Consider the following 14,986-nt stretch of genomic DNA (forward strand, 5'->3'; position numbering starts at 1 on the left):
CCTCAGGCCGGCTGCCCGAACAGCTCCCGCAGCACGTCCTCCATGGTCACCAGCCCGGCCAGCTTGCCGTCCGCGCCGATCACCGCCGCCACATGCGTACGGCTGCCGCGCATCGCGGTGAGCACGTCGTCCAGCGGGGAGGTCTCCCGCACCCGCGCGATCGGCCGCATGTCGCGCAGCCGGAACGGCACGTCGCGCGGGGAGGCGTCCAGCGCGTCCTTCACATGCAGATAGCCCACGATCCGGCGCCCCACGTCGACCACCGGGAACCGGGAGAACCCGGACTCCGCCGACAGCCGCTCCAGTTGCTCCGGGGTGACCCCGACGCTCGTGTAGACCACGCTCTCCAGCGGCACCACCACGTCCCGGACCGGGCGGCTGCCCAGCTCCAGCGCGTCGTGCAGGCGCTCCTGCGCCCGGCCGTCGATCAGGCCCGCCTCGGTGGCGTCCTTGACGATCTCGGCCAGCTCGGTGTCGGTGAAGGTCGCGGACACCTCGTCCTTGGCCTCCACCCGCAGCAGCTTCAGCAGGCCGTTGGCGAAGGCGTTGATGGTGAAGATCACCGGGCGCAGCGCGCGGGCCAGCGCCACCAGCGGCGGGCCGAGCAGCAGCGCGGTGCGCACCGGCTCGGCCAGCGCGATGTTCTTCGGCACCATCTCGCCCAGCAGCATGTGCAGATAGGTGGCCAGGGTCAGCGCGATCACGAACGACACCGCGTGCCCGGCGCCCGAGGGCACCCCCATCGCGTGGAACACCGGCTCCAGCAGATGCGCGATGGCCGGCTCCGCGACCACACCGAGGACCAGCGTGCACAGCGTGATGCCGAGCTGCGCGGCCGCCAGCAGCGCCGACACGTGCTCCAGCCCCCACAGCACCCGCCGGGCCCGCTTGTCGCCCTCCTGGGCGAGTGGCTCCACCTGCGAGCGGCGCACCGAGATGAGCGCGAACTCGGCGCCCACGAAGAAGGCGTTGACGACCAGGGTCGCCAGACCGATCAGGATCTGTACGGCGGTCATCGCGTCCTCCCCGTCGACTCGTCGGCGTGCCTGCCGTGCGGCCCCTCGGCCGGCGCGTGCAGCAGTACCCGCGCGGCCCGGTGCCCGGAGGCGTCCACCACGTCGAGGCGCCAGCCGTCGGCGTCCACGCTGTCCCCGACCTCGGGGATGCGGCCCAGCTCGGTGGCGACCAGCCCGGCCAGCGTCTCGTACGGGCCGTCGGGCACCCTGAGGCCCACCCGCGCCAGCTGGTCGGTGCGGGCCGCGCCGTCCGCCGAGTACAGGGCGCGGCCCTGGTCGTCGGTGCCGGCCGGGGCCAGGTCGGGGGTCTCGTGCGGGTCGTGCTCGTCGCGGACCTCGCCGACGACCTCCTCGACGATGTCCTCCAGTGTGGCCACGCCCGCCGTGCCGCCGTACTCGTCTATGACGACGGCCATGGTGCGCCGGCCGGACAGCCGGTCCAGCAGGCGGTCCACGGTCAGGGACTCCGGGACCAGCAGGGGCTCGCGCATGATCTGGGTGACCGAGCGGACCGGCCGGTCCTCGGCGGGCAGCGCCAGTACGTCCTTGATGTGGGCGACGCCGACGACCGAGTCCAGGTTGCCCCGGTAGACCGGGAAGCGGGACAGACCCGTGGCCCGCGTCGCGTTCGCCACGTCCTCGCAGGTGGCGAGGGTGTCGAGGGCGACGACCTGGACGCGGGGGGTCATCACGTTCTCCGCCGTCAGATCCGCCAGGTTGAGCGTGCGGACGAACAGCTCGGCGGTGTCCGGCTCCAGCGCGCCCGCCTTCGCGGAGTGCCGGGCGAGTGCCACCAGTTCCTGCGGGCCGCGCGCGGAGGCCAGTTCCTCGGCGGGCTCCAGGCCGAAGCGGCGTACGACCCGGTTGGCGGTGTTGTTGAGGTGGGTGATGAAGGGACGGAAGGCCAGGCTGAACCAGCGCTGCGGGGTGCCCACCCGCTTGGCCACGGCCAGCGGCGAGGAGATCGCCCAGTTCTTCGGCACCAGTTCGCCGACGACCATCAGGAACACCGTCGACAGGGCGGTGCCCAGCACCAGCGCGGCCGAGCGGGCGGTGGCGTCGGACAGGCCCATCGCCCGGAACGGCCCCGAGAGCAGCGCCGCGATGGACGGCTCGGCCAGCATGCCGACGACTAGGTTGGTCACGGTGATGCCGAGCTGCGCGCCGGAGAGCTGGAAGGTGAGCTGGCGTACGGCCTTCAGCGCGCCCGGGGCGCCGGTCTCGCCGTTCGCCGCGGCCCGCTCCAGTTCGCCGCGCTCGACCGTGGTCAGCGAGAACTCGGCCGCCACGAAGGCGCCGCAGGCGAGCGAGAGCAGGATCGCCACCAGCAGGAGGAGCACTTCGGTCATCGGGTCACCTCCGTCCCAGGATCGGTCAGGACGGGGAGGACCGCGCGATGTCGGTGACGCGGACTGGGAGGGTCGCCCATGGGTGGACGCTCACAACCTTTCATCGAGTGCCGAGGTGCTGCCTCAATGGTAAAGGATCAGCAAAGCGGCCCCCGTGGGTTCAGCCGGTCAGTGGCTTGACCCAGCGACGCCACTTCTCCTCCGGCCCATACCCCGCCGCGCTCCAGGCATGGTGGGCACTCTCGTTGCGCACCAGCACCATCGCGTCCACCCGGCGCCCGCCCAGCGCCGCGAACCGGTCCTCGGCCGCCGCCAGCAGCGCCCGCGAGATGCCCCGGCGCCGGTGGCCGGGGTGCACCGCGAGCCGGTAGGCCGAGCAGCGCCAGCCGTCGAAGCCCGCGATGACCGTGCCGACCAGCACCCCCTCCAGCTCCGCCAGGAGCAGCGCCTCCGGGTCCCGCTCGATGAGCCGGGCCACCCCGGCGTGGTCGTCGCTGATGCTCTTCCCCTCGGCGGCCTCGCCCCAGAACGCCAGCACGGCGTCGATGTCGGCGACGGTGGCGTGCCGGATGCTCGGATCGCTCATGATCCGAGCCAAGCAGAGCGTCCGGCCACCCGGCCATGGAGTTTCCGGCATGTGAGACCCGGACTCTCCCCGTCAGCGGGCCTGGTCCCGCTCCCGGCGCACCTGGGCCCGGCGGCCCTTGACGTTGGCGCCGCGCATGGCGCGTACGACGTCGTCCGCCGCCTCCTCGGGGACCTCCACCAGGGAGAAGCGGTCCGCGATCTCGATCGCGCCGATGTCCCGGCCGCTCAGCCGGGTCTCCCCGGCGATGGCGCCGACGATGTCCTGCGGCCGTACGCCCGCACTGCGCCCGGCGCCGACGAACAGGCGGGTCATGCCCGGCGAGGTCCGGCCGCGCGGCCGTCCGCGCTGGCCCCGGTCGCGGTCGCCGCCCCGGCCCCGGTCGCCGCGGTCGCGGTCCCTGGGCGCCAGTTCCGGGATCTCCTCCTCGTCGAAGGCCGCGCCGCCCGACTCGTGGGCCAGCTTCACCGCCGCGAGCGCCACGTCCATCACGTCGAACTCGTCCCCGAGGGTCTCCACCACCACCCGGAACCGCTCCAGGTCCTCGTCGTCCAGCAGGCTCTCGTGCAGCGCGGCCCGCGTCAGCTCCAGGCGCCTGGCCCGCAGGTCCGCCACCGAGGGCACCTTCTCCAGCGGGACCTTCCGGCCGGTCGCCCGCTCGATCGCCTTCAGCATCCGGGACTCGCGGGGCTCCGCGAGCGTGATCGCCACACCCTCGCGGCCCGCTCGCCCGACCCGGCCGATGCGGTGCACGTACGACTCCGGCGCCGAGGGCACGTCGTAATTGATCACATGCGTGAGGTGCTCGACGTCGATGCCGCGCGCCGCGACATCGGTGGCCACCAGCAGGTCCGCCGTACCGCCGCGCAGCCGGCCCATCACCCGGTCCCGCTGCTCCTGGCTCAGCCCGCCGTGCAGCGCCTCGGCGCGGTAGCCGCGGCCGTTCAGGGTCTCGGAGAGCTGGTCGACCTGGTCGCGGGTGCGGCAGAACACGATCGCCGCCTCCGGGGACTCCACGTCCAGCAGCCGCCCCAGCGCGGCCGCCTTCTGCGCCCGCCCCACGATGTACGCCGACTCCCGGATGCGCGGCGCCTCGCCCGGCGCCGGGGCCTCCCGCTCGATCCGCACCCGTACCGGGTCGCTGAGGTGCTTGCGCGCCATGGAGTCGATCCGCGAGGGCATCGTCGCCGAGAACAGCACCGTCTGCCGCTCCTCCGGCACGTTCTCCAGGATCGAGTCGATGTCCTCGGCGAAGCCCATGTCCAGCATCTCGTCGGCCTCGTCCAGCACGACCGTGCGCAGCCCGCCGAGGGGGAGCGTGCCGCGCGCGATGTGGTCCAGGGCCCGGCCCGGCGTCGCCACCACCACGTCCACCCCGCGCTGGAGTTCGCGGAGCTGGCGGCCGATGGGCTGCCCGCCGTAGACCGGCAGGACGCGGACGCCGAGGTCGGTGCCGTAGCGGTGGACGGCCTCCGAGACCTGGATGGCCAGCTCGCGGGTCGGCACCAGCACCAGCGCGCTGGGCCCCTTGCCCTTGCCCTCGGCGGCGATGCGCTGGATCACCGGCAGCGCGAACGCGGCGGTCTTGCCGGTGCCGGTGGCCGCCTGGCCCAGCAGGTCGTTGCCCTGGAGCAGGGGCGGGATGGCCTCCTGCTGGATCGGGGTGGGCTCCTCGTAGCCGAGCGCGGTCAGCGCCCGCTGGATCTCGGGGGCCAGGTCGAGATCGGCGAAGCCGACCTGCCCGTCGCTGGTGTTGGTCGTCATGGCGCATCCCTTTTCCGGCTGGGGGACGCGGTACCTGGGTGGCCGGCCGGGCCTCGAAGACGCGCGGGCCCGCGAGCGAGCCCGAAGTCCGCGCCGGGACGCGCCCCCTTGCAGTTCACGCGGTACGGACCATCTATACCGTGCCGTGCCGGGGAGAAACCCGCCACCGGACCGGGCCCGCTACTCGTGGGCGATGGCCGAAAGGACGTTCATCCGCGAGGCCCGCAGTGCCGGGAGCAGGGCCGCCACCACGCCCACCACCGCCGAGCCGATCATCACGGCGACGATGGTGCTCCAGGGCACCTGCAGCTCCTTCATCCCGCGCAGCGCCAGCACCTGCTGACCGCACACGCCCCACACCAGACCCAGCGCCAGCCCGAGGACCGCGCCGAACACCGCGATCACCACCGACTCCAGCCGGATCATCCGGCGCAACTGCCGCCGGCTCAGCCCGATCGCCCGCAGCAGCCCGATCTCGCGGGTGCGCTCCACCACCGACAGCGCCAGGGTGTTGACCACCCCGAGCACCGCGATGACGATCGCCAGCCCGAGCAGCGCGTACACCAGGTACAGCAGCACCGAGATCTGGTCGTGCACCAGCTTCTTGTAGTCGGCCTGGTCGCGGACCTGGAGCTGGGGGTACGGCTTCAGCGCCGACGTCAGGCTCGCCCGCAGGCCGGCCGCGTCGGTGCCGGGCGCGGCGTTGACGTAGAGCACCGAGTCCTGGCCGCCGGGGACGTACTTGTCGACCGTGCCGAGGCCCAGGAAGATGCCGCCCTGCGTGCCGAAGCCCTCCGGCGACTCCAGGTTGGTGAGCGCGCCGACCGTCAGCCGGGCCACCTTGCCGCCGGGGAACTCGACGGGGAGGGTGCTGCCCAGGCGCGCCCCGTGACCCTGCGCGAACTTGGCGTCCATCGCCAGCCGGCCGTCCGCCAGCGCGGCCGAGGTGCCGCCGCTCGCGTAGGTGAGGTGCACGACGTCGTCCAGCTTCGGGCCGTACGCGGAGGCGGTCGTCCGCACCCGCCTGCCGTCCGGCATCCGCACCGCGAGCGGGGTGATCCGCTGCGGTACGACCAGCCCGACGCCCTGAGTCCCCTGCACCGTGCTGCGCACATCGGCGCTGAACGGGGTGAAGTTGGCGCTCTGCACGATGAAGTCCGCGCCCAGGGTGCGGTCGATCTGCCGGTCGAACGAGGCCGACATCGAGGCGCTCGCCACCGACATCCCGCCGACCAGCGCGAGGCCCACCATCAGTGCTGCCGCGGTGGCCCCCGTACGGCGCGGGTTGCGCAGCGCGTTGCGCTGGCTCATCCGGCCCACCGAACCGAACAGCGCCGGGAACGCGCCGCCCAGCACCCGGATCACCGGCCGCACCAGCAGCGGCCCGGCGATCACCATGGCGATCAGCGTCAGCACCACGCCCAGCCCCAGCAGCGCGGCGGCGGGCGCCGCCTTCGTCGCCGCCACGCACCCGGCCAGCGCCGCCGCCCCGGCCACGCCCATGACCGCGCCCGCGATCGCCCGGCCGGTCAGCGGCTTGTCCACCCCGGCGATCTCCGCGTCCGACAGCGCCGCCATGGGCGAGACCGTCGCCGCCCGCCGCGCCGGGAGGTACGCGGCGACGAAGGTGACGCCCACCCCGACCACGTACGCCGCGACCGGGGTGCCCCAGCCGATCACCATCTCGGTGGCCTTCAGGTTCATCCCGAACAGGCTCATCAGCCGGATCAGCCCGTACGCCATCCCGATCCCGGCCGCCAGCCCCAGCGTGGAGCCCACCACGCCGAGCAGCAGCGCCTCCAGCAGCACCGAGCGGCGGACCTGGCGCCGGTCCGCGCCCAGCGCCCGCAGCAGGCCGAGTTCACGGGTGCGCTGGGCGATCAGCATGGAGAAGGTGTTGACGATCAGGAAGATGCCGACGAGCACCGCGATCCCGGCGAAGCCCAGCATCACGTACTTGATCACGTCGAGGAAGCCGCCGAGGTTCGCCGCCGCCGACTTGGCCTGCTCGGCGGCGGTCCGCAGCTCATAGCCGCCGCTGCCGATCGCGGCGGCGACCCGGTTCTTCAGCTCCGGGTCGGTGACGCCCGGCGCCGCCTCCACCGAGATGGCGGTGGCCTTCTTCGCCGAGCCCAGCAACTGCTGGCCGGCCGTGGCCTGGTCCAGGAAGACCAGGGCCGCGCCGGGGTTGGTGGTGCGGAAGGTGGCGATGCCGACGACGCGTACCCGGAAGGTGCCCGGCTGGGCCTGCACGGTCAGCGTGTCGCCGATGCCCACGTGCTTCTTGCCCGCGGTGTCCGCGTCCAGCAGGGCCTGGTCCGCGCCGCGCGGGGCGTGACCCGAGGTCAGCTCCACCGGGCTGCGGTCGGTCAGGTACCAGGAGGTGGCGATCGTCGGGGCGCCGGTGGTCGGGCCGACGGACCGGTTGCGGCTGTCGATCACCGTGACGTTCTGCACCGACACGTCCGCGTGCGCCTTCCCGACACCGGGGACCTTCGCCACCTTGCCCGCGAGGTCGGCGGGCACCGTCTGCGTCGCGCCGCCCGGCACCGGGGAGCGCAGGTCCTGCTTCGGGCCGACCGTCACGTCCGCCGCCGTGGAGGCGAACAGCCGGTCGAACGTACGGGTCACCGTGTCGGAGAAGATCAGGCTCCCCGAGACGAAGGCCACGGACAGCACGACGGCCAGCGCCGAGAGCGCCAGCCGCCCCTTGTGCGCGAGAAAACTTCTCAGGGTCGCCTTGAGCACGGCGGTTCAGTCCTCCCGCGCCACGGCGTCGTCCCCGAGCCGGCCCCGCACCACGTCGAACGCCTTCATCCGCTCCAGCACGGTGTCCGCCGTGGGCCGCTCCATCCGGTCCACGATCCGGCCGTCGCCCAGGAAGAGCACCAGGTCGGAGTGGGCGGCGGCGCCGGGGTCGTGCGTCACCATGACCACGCTCTGCCCGAGGTCGTCCACCGCGCTGCGCAGGAAGCCCAGCACCTCCAGACCCGAGCGGGAGTCCAGGTTGCCGGTGGGCTCGTCCGCGAAGATCAGCTCCGGCTGTGAGGCCAGCGCCCGCGCACACGCCACGCGCTGCTGCTGACCGCCGGACAACTGGGCCGGGCGGTGCCCGAGCCGGTCCCGCAGTCCCAGGCTGTCGATCACCTGGTCCACCCAGCCGGGCTCGGGCCTACGGCCCGCGATGTCCATCGGCAGGGTGATGTTCTCCGCCGCCGTCAGGGTGGGGATCAGATTGAACGACTGGAAGACGAACCCGATCCGGTCCCTGCGCAGCCTGGTCAGCTCGCCGTCCTTCAGCCCCGTGATCTCGGTGTCCCCGAGCCACACCTGCCCGGCCGAGACGGTGTCCAGCCCGGCCAGGCAGTGCATCAGCGTGGACTTCCCCGATCCGGAGGGCCCCATCACGGCGGTGAACCGCCCGCGCGCGATGTCCACGTCCACCGAGTCCAACGCGACCACGGCCGTCTCCCCGGTCCCGTACGCCTTCGTCAGCCCCCGCGCCCGCGCCACCGTCCCCCGGCCCGGCACCGCACCCGGCGCGTCCTGAGCAGCAGATGTGAACAAGATGCACTCCCCATCGCCTCGACATCCCGACTCCACGACCAGGGCCCGAGCCTAGTGTGACCCGAACCACACCTGAAACGATGTTCGGCAATCGGTGGAGCGGCGGATGCAGCAGGGGGCTTCATGCCGGGGAAAATTGGTCACCGGCCGCGATTGGAGGACCAATCAGACGGGCAGGAAGGGCCCATGAAGTCTGCGTCCGCCGAATTCTGTGCCGTGCCGCGAAAGGTCCCGCCTACGTGACCGACTCCCCGGGCGTCATATTTCCCACGTTCTGCCACATCAGCGATTACGGGGAACGCGGATATCAGGATCTTCACCATCTCGTGGCCCTGAGCCAGCCGCTCAACCTGTGGGCGCCTTCCAGTGTTCTGATAAGGCAGTTCAGCCGGATCACGCCCAAGGAGTTCATCCGCTACGTCGATCAGGGCTTCATCCGTGTGATCGCGCGCGACGAGTGGTTACGGGACCGCAGGTTCCGTGACTCGCATCCCTGGCAGCACGCCGGCTGGGACCCGGAGATCGACGGCGCGCTGCTGTCGATCCTGCGCAATGACGAGGCTCAGCAGGAATCCCTCCGTCGTGTGCTCTCCGCCCCTCCCGAGGAAGGGGAGGCGGCAGCGGTTGAGTCTTTGACAGTCAACCCCCGTCAGGTCGCCTACTGGAACAAGGCATTCCGGAGCAAGGACGCCGAACGGAAGATTCCGGTGGGCACCCTGACAGCCGCCAGACGCCATGCCGACGGCGGGGAGTTCGAGATCGCGAAGTGGATTCTTCGCGCCGGGTACAACCATGGGGCGGCGTTCGATCTTTCGGGAGCCACGCTCCCGCTCTTTCTCAGCCCTTCCGACCCCCGCTTCATGCGGCTCATCAACCACGCCCCCGCCGCCGCCGAAGGGCCGGATCGGCGCCCCCCGGCCCGCACTGCCGAACCCTCGCAGCAACGCATGGCGGATCTGGCAGGGCAACTGATCCAAGTCCTTCATCACCTGGACATCCATGCCGGACCACGTAGCCTGGACGCCTTCATCACGGGTGAGGGGCGTCAGGAACTGGTCGCCTGGATCAACGCCGTGTGCGAGCAGTACCGGTACCACCCCAGCCGTGACATCGACGGCCTCGTCATCCGCGAACTTCGCGAGCAGTTGGGGCGTGCGCGTCTCAGCGGACCCCTCGGCCGGCTGAGCGCGCGCAGGTCGCTGCCGACCGTCGTCGGGGTCGTCGATCTCGTGGCCACCGCGGCCGACTTCATCCTCTCGCCCGGACAGACGCTGAACACCGTGGGCATGGCGGCCGGGGTCTTCGGCATCGGTAACGGCCTGGCCCAACAGATGGGCTGGCTGCCCAGCAGCTTCGACGGACCCCAATGGCCGTTCCTGTACGCCTATTCCTCGGCAGCCAAGAAGTCACGGCTGCGCCGCATGATCTACGCGCTGAGCATGTACCGGGACTAGGGCCGGCAGGGGGGCGGTCCCGTGCGCCTACTCCACCCCCTCCCGCCCCCGGAACCCGTCCGCGTCCCACGTGCCCCACAGGCGGGGGGACAGCCAGGACGGGGCCTGGGTGCGGAAGTCCGTCGGGGGGAGGGTGCCGGTGCCGTGGGGGAGGGCGCCGAGGAGGGGGGCTCCGGCGACCTCGGGGAGGTCGGTGACGTTGCAGCGGGTGGCGAGGTCAGGGTCGGGAGGCCAGGAGCCGATGACCACGCCGGTCAACTCCAGTTCGCGGCGCTTCAGTTCGCGGGCCGTCAGTTCCGTCGCGTTCAGGGTGCCCAGGCCCGCCGGGGCGACCAGGAGGACCGGGGCGTTCAGGAGGGCCGCCGCGTCGGCCAGGGTGCCGCCGGCGGGGTCGAAGCGGACCAGGAGGCCGCCCGCGCCCTCCACCAGGACCAGGTCGTGGTCGGTGGCGAGCTTCGCGGCCGCTTCCGCCACGTCCTGGGGATGGACCGGGGGGAGGCCGGAGCGGCGGGCGGCCGTGGCGGGGGCCAACGGGTCCGGATAGCGGGCCAGTTCGCGGGCCGTGACCGGGCCCGCCAGGCGGGCCACCTCGTCGGCGTCGCCGCGCTCGTCCGGACGTACGCCCGTCTGCGCGGGCTTCAGGACGGCCACCGAGCGGCCGGCCGCGAGGGCGGAGGCCGCCACGGCGGCCGTCACCATCGTCTTGCCGATCTCCGTGCCCGTGCCCGTGATCACCAGTACCGGCATGTCATCCCTCCCGCGCCGCGGCGCTCACCGCGCGCGCGATCCGTGCCACGTCCGCGTCGTCCGTGACGTACGGCGGCATCGTGTAGACCAGATCGCGGAAGGGGCGCAGCCACACGCCCTCCCGCACGGCGGCCCGCGTCGCGGCCGCCATGTGCACCTCGTGGTCGAGCTGGACCACCCCGATGGCGCCCAGCACCCGCACGTCCCGGACGCCGGGCAGCTCCGAGGCCCCGGCGAGACCCTCCCGCAGCCCGGCCTCGATCCGCTTGACCTCGCCCCGCCAGTCCTGCCCGAGCAGCAGCTCGACGGAGGCGCACGCCACGTGGGCGGCCAGCGGGTTGCCCATGAAGGTCGGCCCGTGCGCGAGCACCGGTACCTCGCCGCGCGAGATGCCCTCGGCCACCCGCGCGGTGCACAAGGTGGCCGCCAACGTGAGATAACCGCCGGTCAGCGCCTTGCCCACGCACATCACATCGGGCGGGACGGCAGCATGCTCCGCCGCGAACAGCGCGCCCGTACGCCCGAATCCGGTGGCGATCTCGTCGAACACCAGCAGCACGTCGTGCGCGTCGCACGCCTCGCGCAGCACCCGCAGATACGCGGGGGAGTGGAACCGCATCCCGCCCGCGCCCTGCACCACTGGCTCCACGATCACCGCGGCCAGTTCGTCCGCGTGCCGCTCGATCATCGACCGCAGATGCTCCGCGTACGCCTCCTCGTAGGCGGCGGGCGGCGCGTCCGCGAAGACCTGGCGGGGCAGCGCCCCGGACCACAGCCCGTGCATGCCGCCCTCGGGGTCGCACACCGACATGGGGTGCCACGTGTCGCCGTGGTAGCCGCCGCGCCAGGTCAGCAGGCGCCGCTTGCCGGGACGGCCGAGCGAACGCCAGTACTGCAGGCACATCTTGACGGCCACCTCGACGGACACCGACCCGGAGTCCGCGAGGAAGACATGCTCCAGACCCTCGGGCGACATGTCGGCAAGGAGCTTCGCCAGCCGTACGGCGGGCTCGTGCGTGAGCCCGCCGAACATCACATGGCTCATCCGCCCCAACTGCTCGCGCGCCGCCTCGTCCAGTACCGGGTGCCGGTACCCGTGGATCGCCGACCACCAGGACGACATCCCGTCGATCAGCTCCGCGCCGTCCGCCAGCCGCAGCCGGACCCCGCTCGCCGATTCCACGACGAGCGGTTCGCTCCGGCCCGGCATCGGACCGTACGGATGCCAGACATGCCGCCGGTCCAGCTCCAGCAGCTCGGCCGTACCCGGATCAGGCATTGGGCGCGAGGTCCGTCCCGGCACCCCGGCGGCGCACGGCGACCAGATCGGTACGGGGCTCGGCGGGCGCGGAAGCCTCAGAGGTACCGCAGACGCCACCCCCGGCGTGCGACCCGCACCCGGCCTTCTGCGCATCCGACCCGCAGCCACCCCCGCCCGCCGCCGCCCGGTGCTCCGGCAGCGTCACCTCGTCCGCGCCCTCCACCTCGAACCCGGCGTCCGCGATCATCTCCAGGTCGGCCTTGCCCGCCTGGCCCTCGCTGGTCAGGTAGTCCCCGAGGAAGATCGAGTTGGCCAGGTGCAGCGCGAGCGGCTGGAGCGAGCGCAGATGCACCTCACGGCCACCCGCGATCCGTACCTCCACGTCCGGGCAGACGAAGCGGACCATCGCCAGGATGCGCAGGCAGCGCTGCGGGGTGAGGTTCCACTCCTTGGCCAGCGGGGTGCCCTCGAACGGGATCAGGAAGTTCACCGGAACGGAGTCCGGGTCCAGCTCGCGCAGCGCGAACACCACGTCCACCAGGTCCTCGTCGCGCTCACCCATGCCCGCGATCAGACCCGAGCAGGCGGACAGACCGGCCGCGTGCGCCTTGTGCACCGTGTCCACCCGGTCGGCGTAGGTGTGGGTGGTGGTGATGTCGCCGTAGGTCGCCTCGGAGGTGTTGAGGTTGTGGTTGTAGGCGTCGGCGCCCGCCGCGCGCAGCCGCTCCGCCTGGCCGTCGGAGAGCAGGCCGAGGCAGGCGCACACCTCGACGTCCTCGTGTCGGTCCTTGATGGCCTTGATGGTGTCGGAGACCCGGTCCACGTCCCGGTCGGTGGGCCCGCGCCCGGACGCCACCAGGCACACCCGCTTGGCGCCCCCGGCGAGCCCCGCGGCCGCCGCCTCGGACGCCTGGTCGGGCTTGAGCCAGGTGTACTTGAGGATGCCCGCCGTGGAGCCCAGCCGCTGCGAGCAGTAGGAGCAGTCCTCCGGGCACAGGCCCGACTTGAGGTTGACCAGATAGTTGAGTTTCACCCTGCGGCCGAACCAGTGCCGCCGCACCTTGCCGGCCGCAGCCACCACATCGAGCAGGTCGTCGTCGGAGGTGGCGAGCACGGCGAGCGCTTCCTCGCGCGTCGGCGTCTCGCGCCGCAGTCCCTTGTCCACCAGCGTGTTCAGCAGGTCCATGAGGCTTGATCCTGTCCTACCCGACCGCTTCGGGCCAAGGAGACTTCGCACAACGACCGAGGTTCACCGTGTGGGTATTGCCACATCATGGGCGGCTCTCCGCGCCGCTAGTGTCTGTCTGTTGTCTACAAAAGCTGTTGTCCGCACAAGCGTCCACCAGAGCAAGCCCCCGGAGGAGCCATGGCGTTCGGCTGGATCGACGAGCAGGCCGAGGCGCGCCGCCGCGCCGGACTCCTGCGGACCCTGCGCCCCCGCCCCGCCGACTCGCCCCTGCTGGACCTGGCGAGCAACGACTACCTGGGCCTGGCCCGCCACCCCGAGGTCGTCGAGGGCGCGGCCGAGGCGGCCCGGACCTGGGGCGGCGGCGCCACCGGCTCCCGGCTGGTCACCGGCACCACCGAACTGCACACTCGCCTGGAGACCGAACTCGCGGAGTTCTGCGGCTTCGAGGCGGCGCTCGTGCTGTCCTCCGGCTACGCGGCCAACCTCGCCGCCGTCACCGCGCTCGGCCCGCACGGCTCGCTGATCGTCTCCGACGCGGGCAACCACGCCTCCCTGATCGACGGCTGCCGCCTGGCGCGCGGCACCACCCAGGTCGTCGGGCACGCCGACCCGGAGGCCGTGGCCAAGGCCCTGGCGACCCATCAGGGGGAGGCCATCGCCGTCTCCGACACGGTGTTCTCCGTCGACGGCGACGCGGCGCCCCTCGGCCTGCTGGCCGACGCCTGCCGGGAACACGGCGCCGGACTGGTGGTGGACGAGGCCCACGGCCTGGGCGTCCTGGGGGAGGGCGGCCGGGGCGCGGTCCACGCGGCCGGGCTCGCGGGCGCGGCCGACGTGGTGGCCACGGCCACGCTGTCCAAGTCGCTGGGCAGCCAGGGCGGGGTGGTGCTGGGCCCGGCGCGGGTGATCGGCCATCTGGTCAACACCGCGCGGACGTTCATCTTCGACACCGGCCTCGCCCCCGCCGCCGCCGGAGCCGCGCTCGCCGCGCTGCGCCTGGTCCGGCGCGAACCGGAGCGCCCGGCGCGCGTCCGCGCGGTCGCCGCCGAACTGCACGCCCGGCTGACCGCCGAGGGCCTCGCCGCGGTACGTCCCGACGCGGCCGTGGTCTCCGTACGGGCGCCGTCCCCCGACGCCGCCGTGCGCTGGGCCGCCGACTGCCGTACCGAGGGGCTGTCGGTGGGCTGCTTCCGCCCGCCGTCCGTCCCGGACGGTGTCTCCCGGCTGCGGCTGACCGCCCGCGCGGACCTGTCGGCGGCGGACATCGAACGGGCCGTAAGGATCGTCACCGCCGTTCGGCCCTGCTGAGAGGTGGGAAAAACCCCGTCAAATACGGTCTCGCGTCGCAGAGTTCACCCCGTTGAGCGACAGATGTCCGCGTATCTGGGGGGTTGGTTCACCGGACCGCTTCCGTGATGGCAGGCTGGCGTGCAGGCACCGGAGCGGGTCCGTGCCCGAGCCCTCCGCCCCGCGTCGTCGCGCGGCGCGTGGGAGGTCGGCGGGCCGCCCGTGGGAAAGGGACGACTTCGCCATGGCAGACCATCTGGAAGCATCCGTCACTCTGCCGAGCGATCCCGCCTCGGTCCGCGCGGCCAGGTCCTACGTGGTGGGCACCCTGGCGAGCTGGGGGCTCCCCGCGGACGACGAGGTCACCGACACCGTGCGCCTGATCGTCTCCGAGCTGGCCACCAACGCCGTCCAGCACACCCTGGGCCAGTCGCCCACCTTCACCGTGGACGTCGTACTGGCCCGCGACGAGCTGCTGCTCATCGGGGTGACGGACAGCCATCCGAGGATGCCGAAGAGACTCCCGGCCGCCGTCGCCCAGGACAACGGGCGCGGCATGGCCATCATCCGGTGTCTCACCGTCGAGTGCGGCGGCAAGCTGCGGGTCCGCCCGACCCGCGAGGGCGGCAAGACGGTCTTCGTCGAGCTGCCCTGGTGCGTGCCGAGCCAGCCGAGGCCCGCCACGGCCCGCCCGGAGCCCTCTCCGGCCCGCTGAGTCCGGGAACGGCCCTCGGGGCGCCTGTACGCCCGTGGAGACCGTTCCCGG

At 72.6% G+C, this 14,986-nt stretch carries 12 protein-coding genes; 3 read left to right on the forward strand and 9 right to left on the reverse strand.

Going from position 1 to position 14,986, the window contains the following annotated elements; translation table 11 throughout:
* Nucleotides 1-2: 2 nt before the first annotated feature.
* The 6 genes from E5083_RS27625 to E5083_RS27650 all read right to left on the reverse strand — a co-directional run bounded on the left by E5083_RS27625 (nt 3) and on the right by E5083_RS27650 (nt 8,282).
* Nucleotides 3-1,016 (reverse strand): hemolysin family protein, encoded by a 1,014-nt coding sequence (locus tag E5083_RS27625; RefSeq protein WP_135788400.1) that lies wholly within the window; start codon nt 1,014-1,016, stop codon nt 3-5.
* A complete protein-coding gene (locus tag E5083_RS27630; RefSeq protein WP_135788401.1) occupies nt 1,013-2,365 on the reverse strand; it encodes a hemolysin family protein in 1,353 nt (450 codons plus the stop codon). Before E5083_RS27630 ends, E5083_RS27625 begins: the two co-directional genes overlap by 4 nt.
* A 160-nt stretch (nt 2,366-2,525) precedes the next feature.
* A complete protein-coding gene (locus E5083_RS27635) occupies nt 2,526-2,951 on the reverse strand; it encodes a GNAT family N-acetyltransferase (RefSeq protein ID WP_135788402.1) in 426 nt (141 codons plus the stop codon).
* A gap of 72 nt (nt 2,952-3,023) precedes the next feature.
* Nucleotides 3,024-4,715, reverse strand: a complete 1,692-nt coding sequence (locus E5083_RS32065; protein ID WP_135788403.1) for a DEAD/DEAH box helicase — start codon at nt 4,713-4,715, stop codon at nt 3,024-3,026.
* A gap of 180 nt (nt 4,716-4,895) precedes the next feature.
* Nucleotides 4,896-7,463, reverse strand: a complete 2,568-nt coding sequence (locus E5083_RS27645; RefSeq protein ID WP_135788404.1) for an ABC transporter permease — start codon at nt 7,461-7,463, stop codon at nt 4,896-4,898.
* A 6-nt stretch (nt 7,464-7,469) separates the two neighbouring features.
* The gene (locus tag E5083_RS27650; RefSeq protein ID WP_135788405.1) at nt 7,470-8,282 is read right to left on the reverse strand and encodes an ABC transporter ATP-binding protein; all 813 of its coding nucleotides are present in this window, start codon (nt 8,280-8,282) and stop codon (nt 7,470-7,472) included.
* 239 nt (nt 8,283-8,521) lie between these two features.
* Here E5083_RS27650 and E5083_RS27655 point away from each other — a divergent pair, with 239 nt between their 5' ends.
* Nucleotides 8,522-9,736 (forward strand): hypothetical protein, encoded by a 1,215-nt coding sequence (locus E5083_RS27655; RefSeq protein WP_135788406.1) that lies wholly within the window; start codon nt 8,522-8,524, stop codon nt 9,734-9,736.
* Between the two features lie 27 nt (nt 9,737-9,763).
* Here E5083_RS27655 and bioD read toward each other — a convergent pair whose 3' ends face one another.
* From bioD to bioB, 3 genes are read right to left on the reverse strand one after another with little or no spacing between them, the layout of a single operon-like run.
* Nucleotides 9,764-10,483 carry a dethiobiotin synthase gene (bioD, locus tag E5083_RS27660; RefSeq protein ID WP_135788407.1) on the reverse strand — a complete coding sequence of 240 codons (720 nt, stop codon included), beginning with the start codon at nt 10,481-10,483 and terminating at the stop codon, nt 9,764-9,766.
* A 1-nt stretch (nt 10,484) separates the two neighbouring features.
* Nucleotides 10,485-11,762 carry an adenosylmethionine--8-amino-7-oxononanoate transaminase gene (locus E5083_RS27665; protein WP_135788408.1) on the reverse strand — a complete coding sequence of 426 codons (1,278 nt, stop codon included), beginning with the start codon at nt 11,760-11,762 and terminating at the stop codon, nt 10,485-10,487.
* Nucleotides 11,755-12,930 (reverse strand): biotin synthase BioB, encoded by a 1,176-nt coding sequence (gene bioB / locus E5083_RS27670; RefSeq protein ID WP_135788409.1) that lies wholly within the window; start codon nt 12,928-12,930, stop codon nt 11,755-11,757. The genes E5083_RS27665 and bioB overlap by 8 nt, the downstream gene beginning before the upstream one ends.
* 180 nt (nt 12,931-13,110) lie before the next feature.
* Here bioB and E5083_RS27675 point away from each other — a divergent pair, with 180 nt between their 5' ends.
* Both E5083_RS27675 and E5083_RS27680 read left to right on the forward strand, forming a co-directional pair.
* Entirely contained in the window at nt 13,111-14,241 is a 1,131-nt protein-coding gene (locus tag E5083_RS27675; RefSeq protein WP_135788410.1) for an 8-amino-7-oxononanoate synthase, read from the forward strand.
* Nucleotides 14,242-14,464: 223 nt separating this feature from the next.
* Nucleotides 14,465-14,935, forward strand: coding sequence for an ATP-binding protein (locus E5083_RS27680; RefSeq protein ID WP_135788411.1), 471 nt, complete (start codon nt 14,465-14,467; stop codon nt 14,933-14,935).
* Nucleotides 14,936-14,986: the final 51 nt, after the last annotated feature.

The sequence above is a fragment of the Streptomyces bauhiniae genome, assembly GCF_004784475.1.
Lineage (GTDB): Bacteria > Actinomycetota > Actinomycetes > Streptomycetales > Streptomycetaceae > Streptomyces > Streptomyces seoulensis.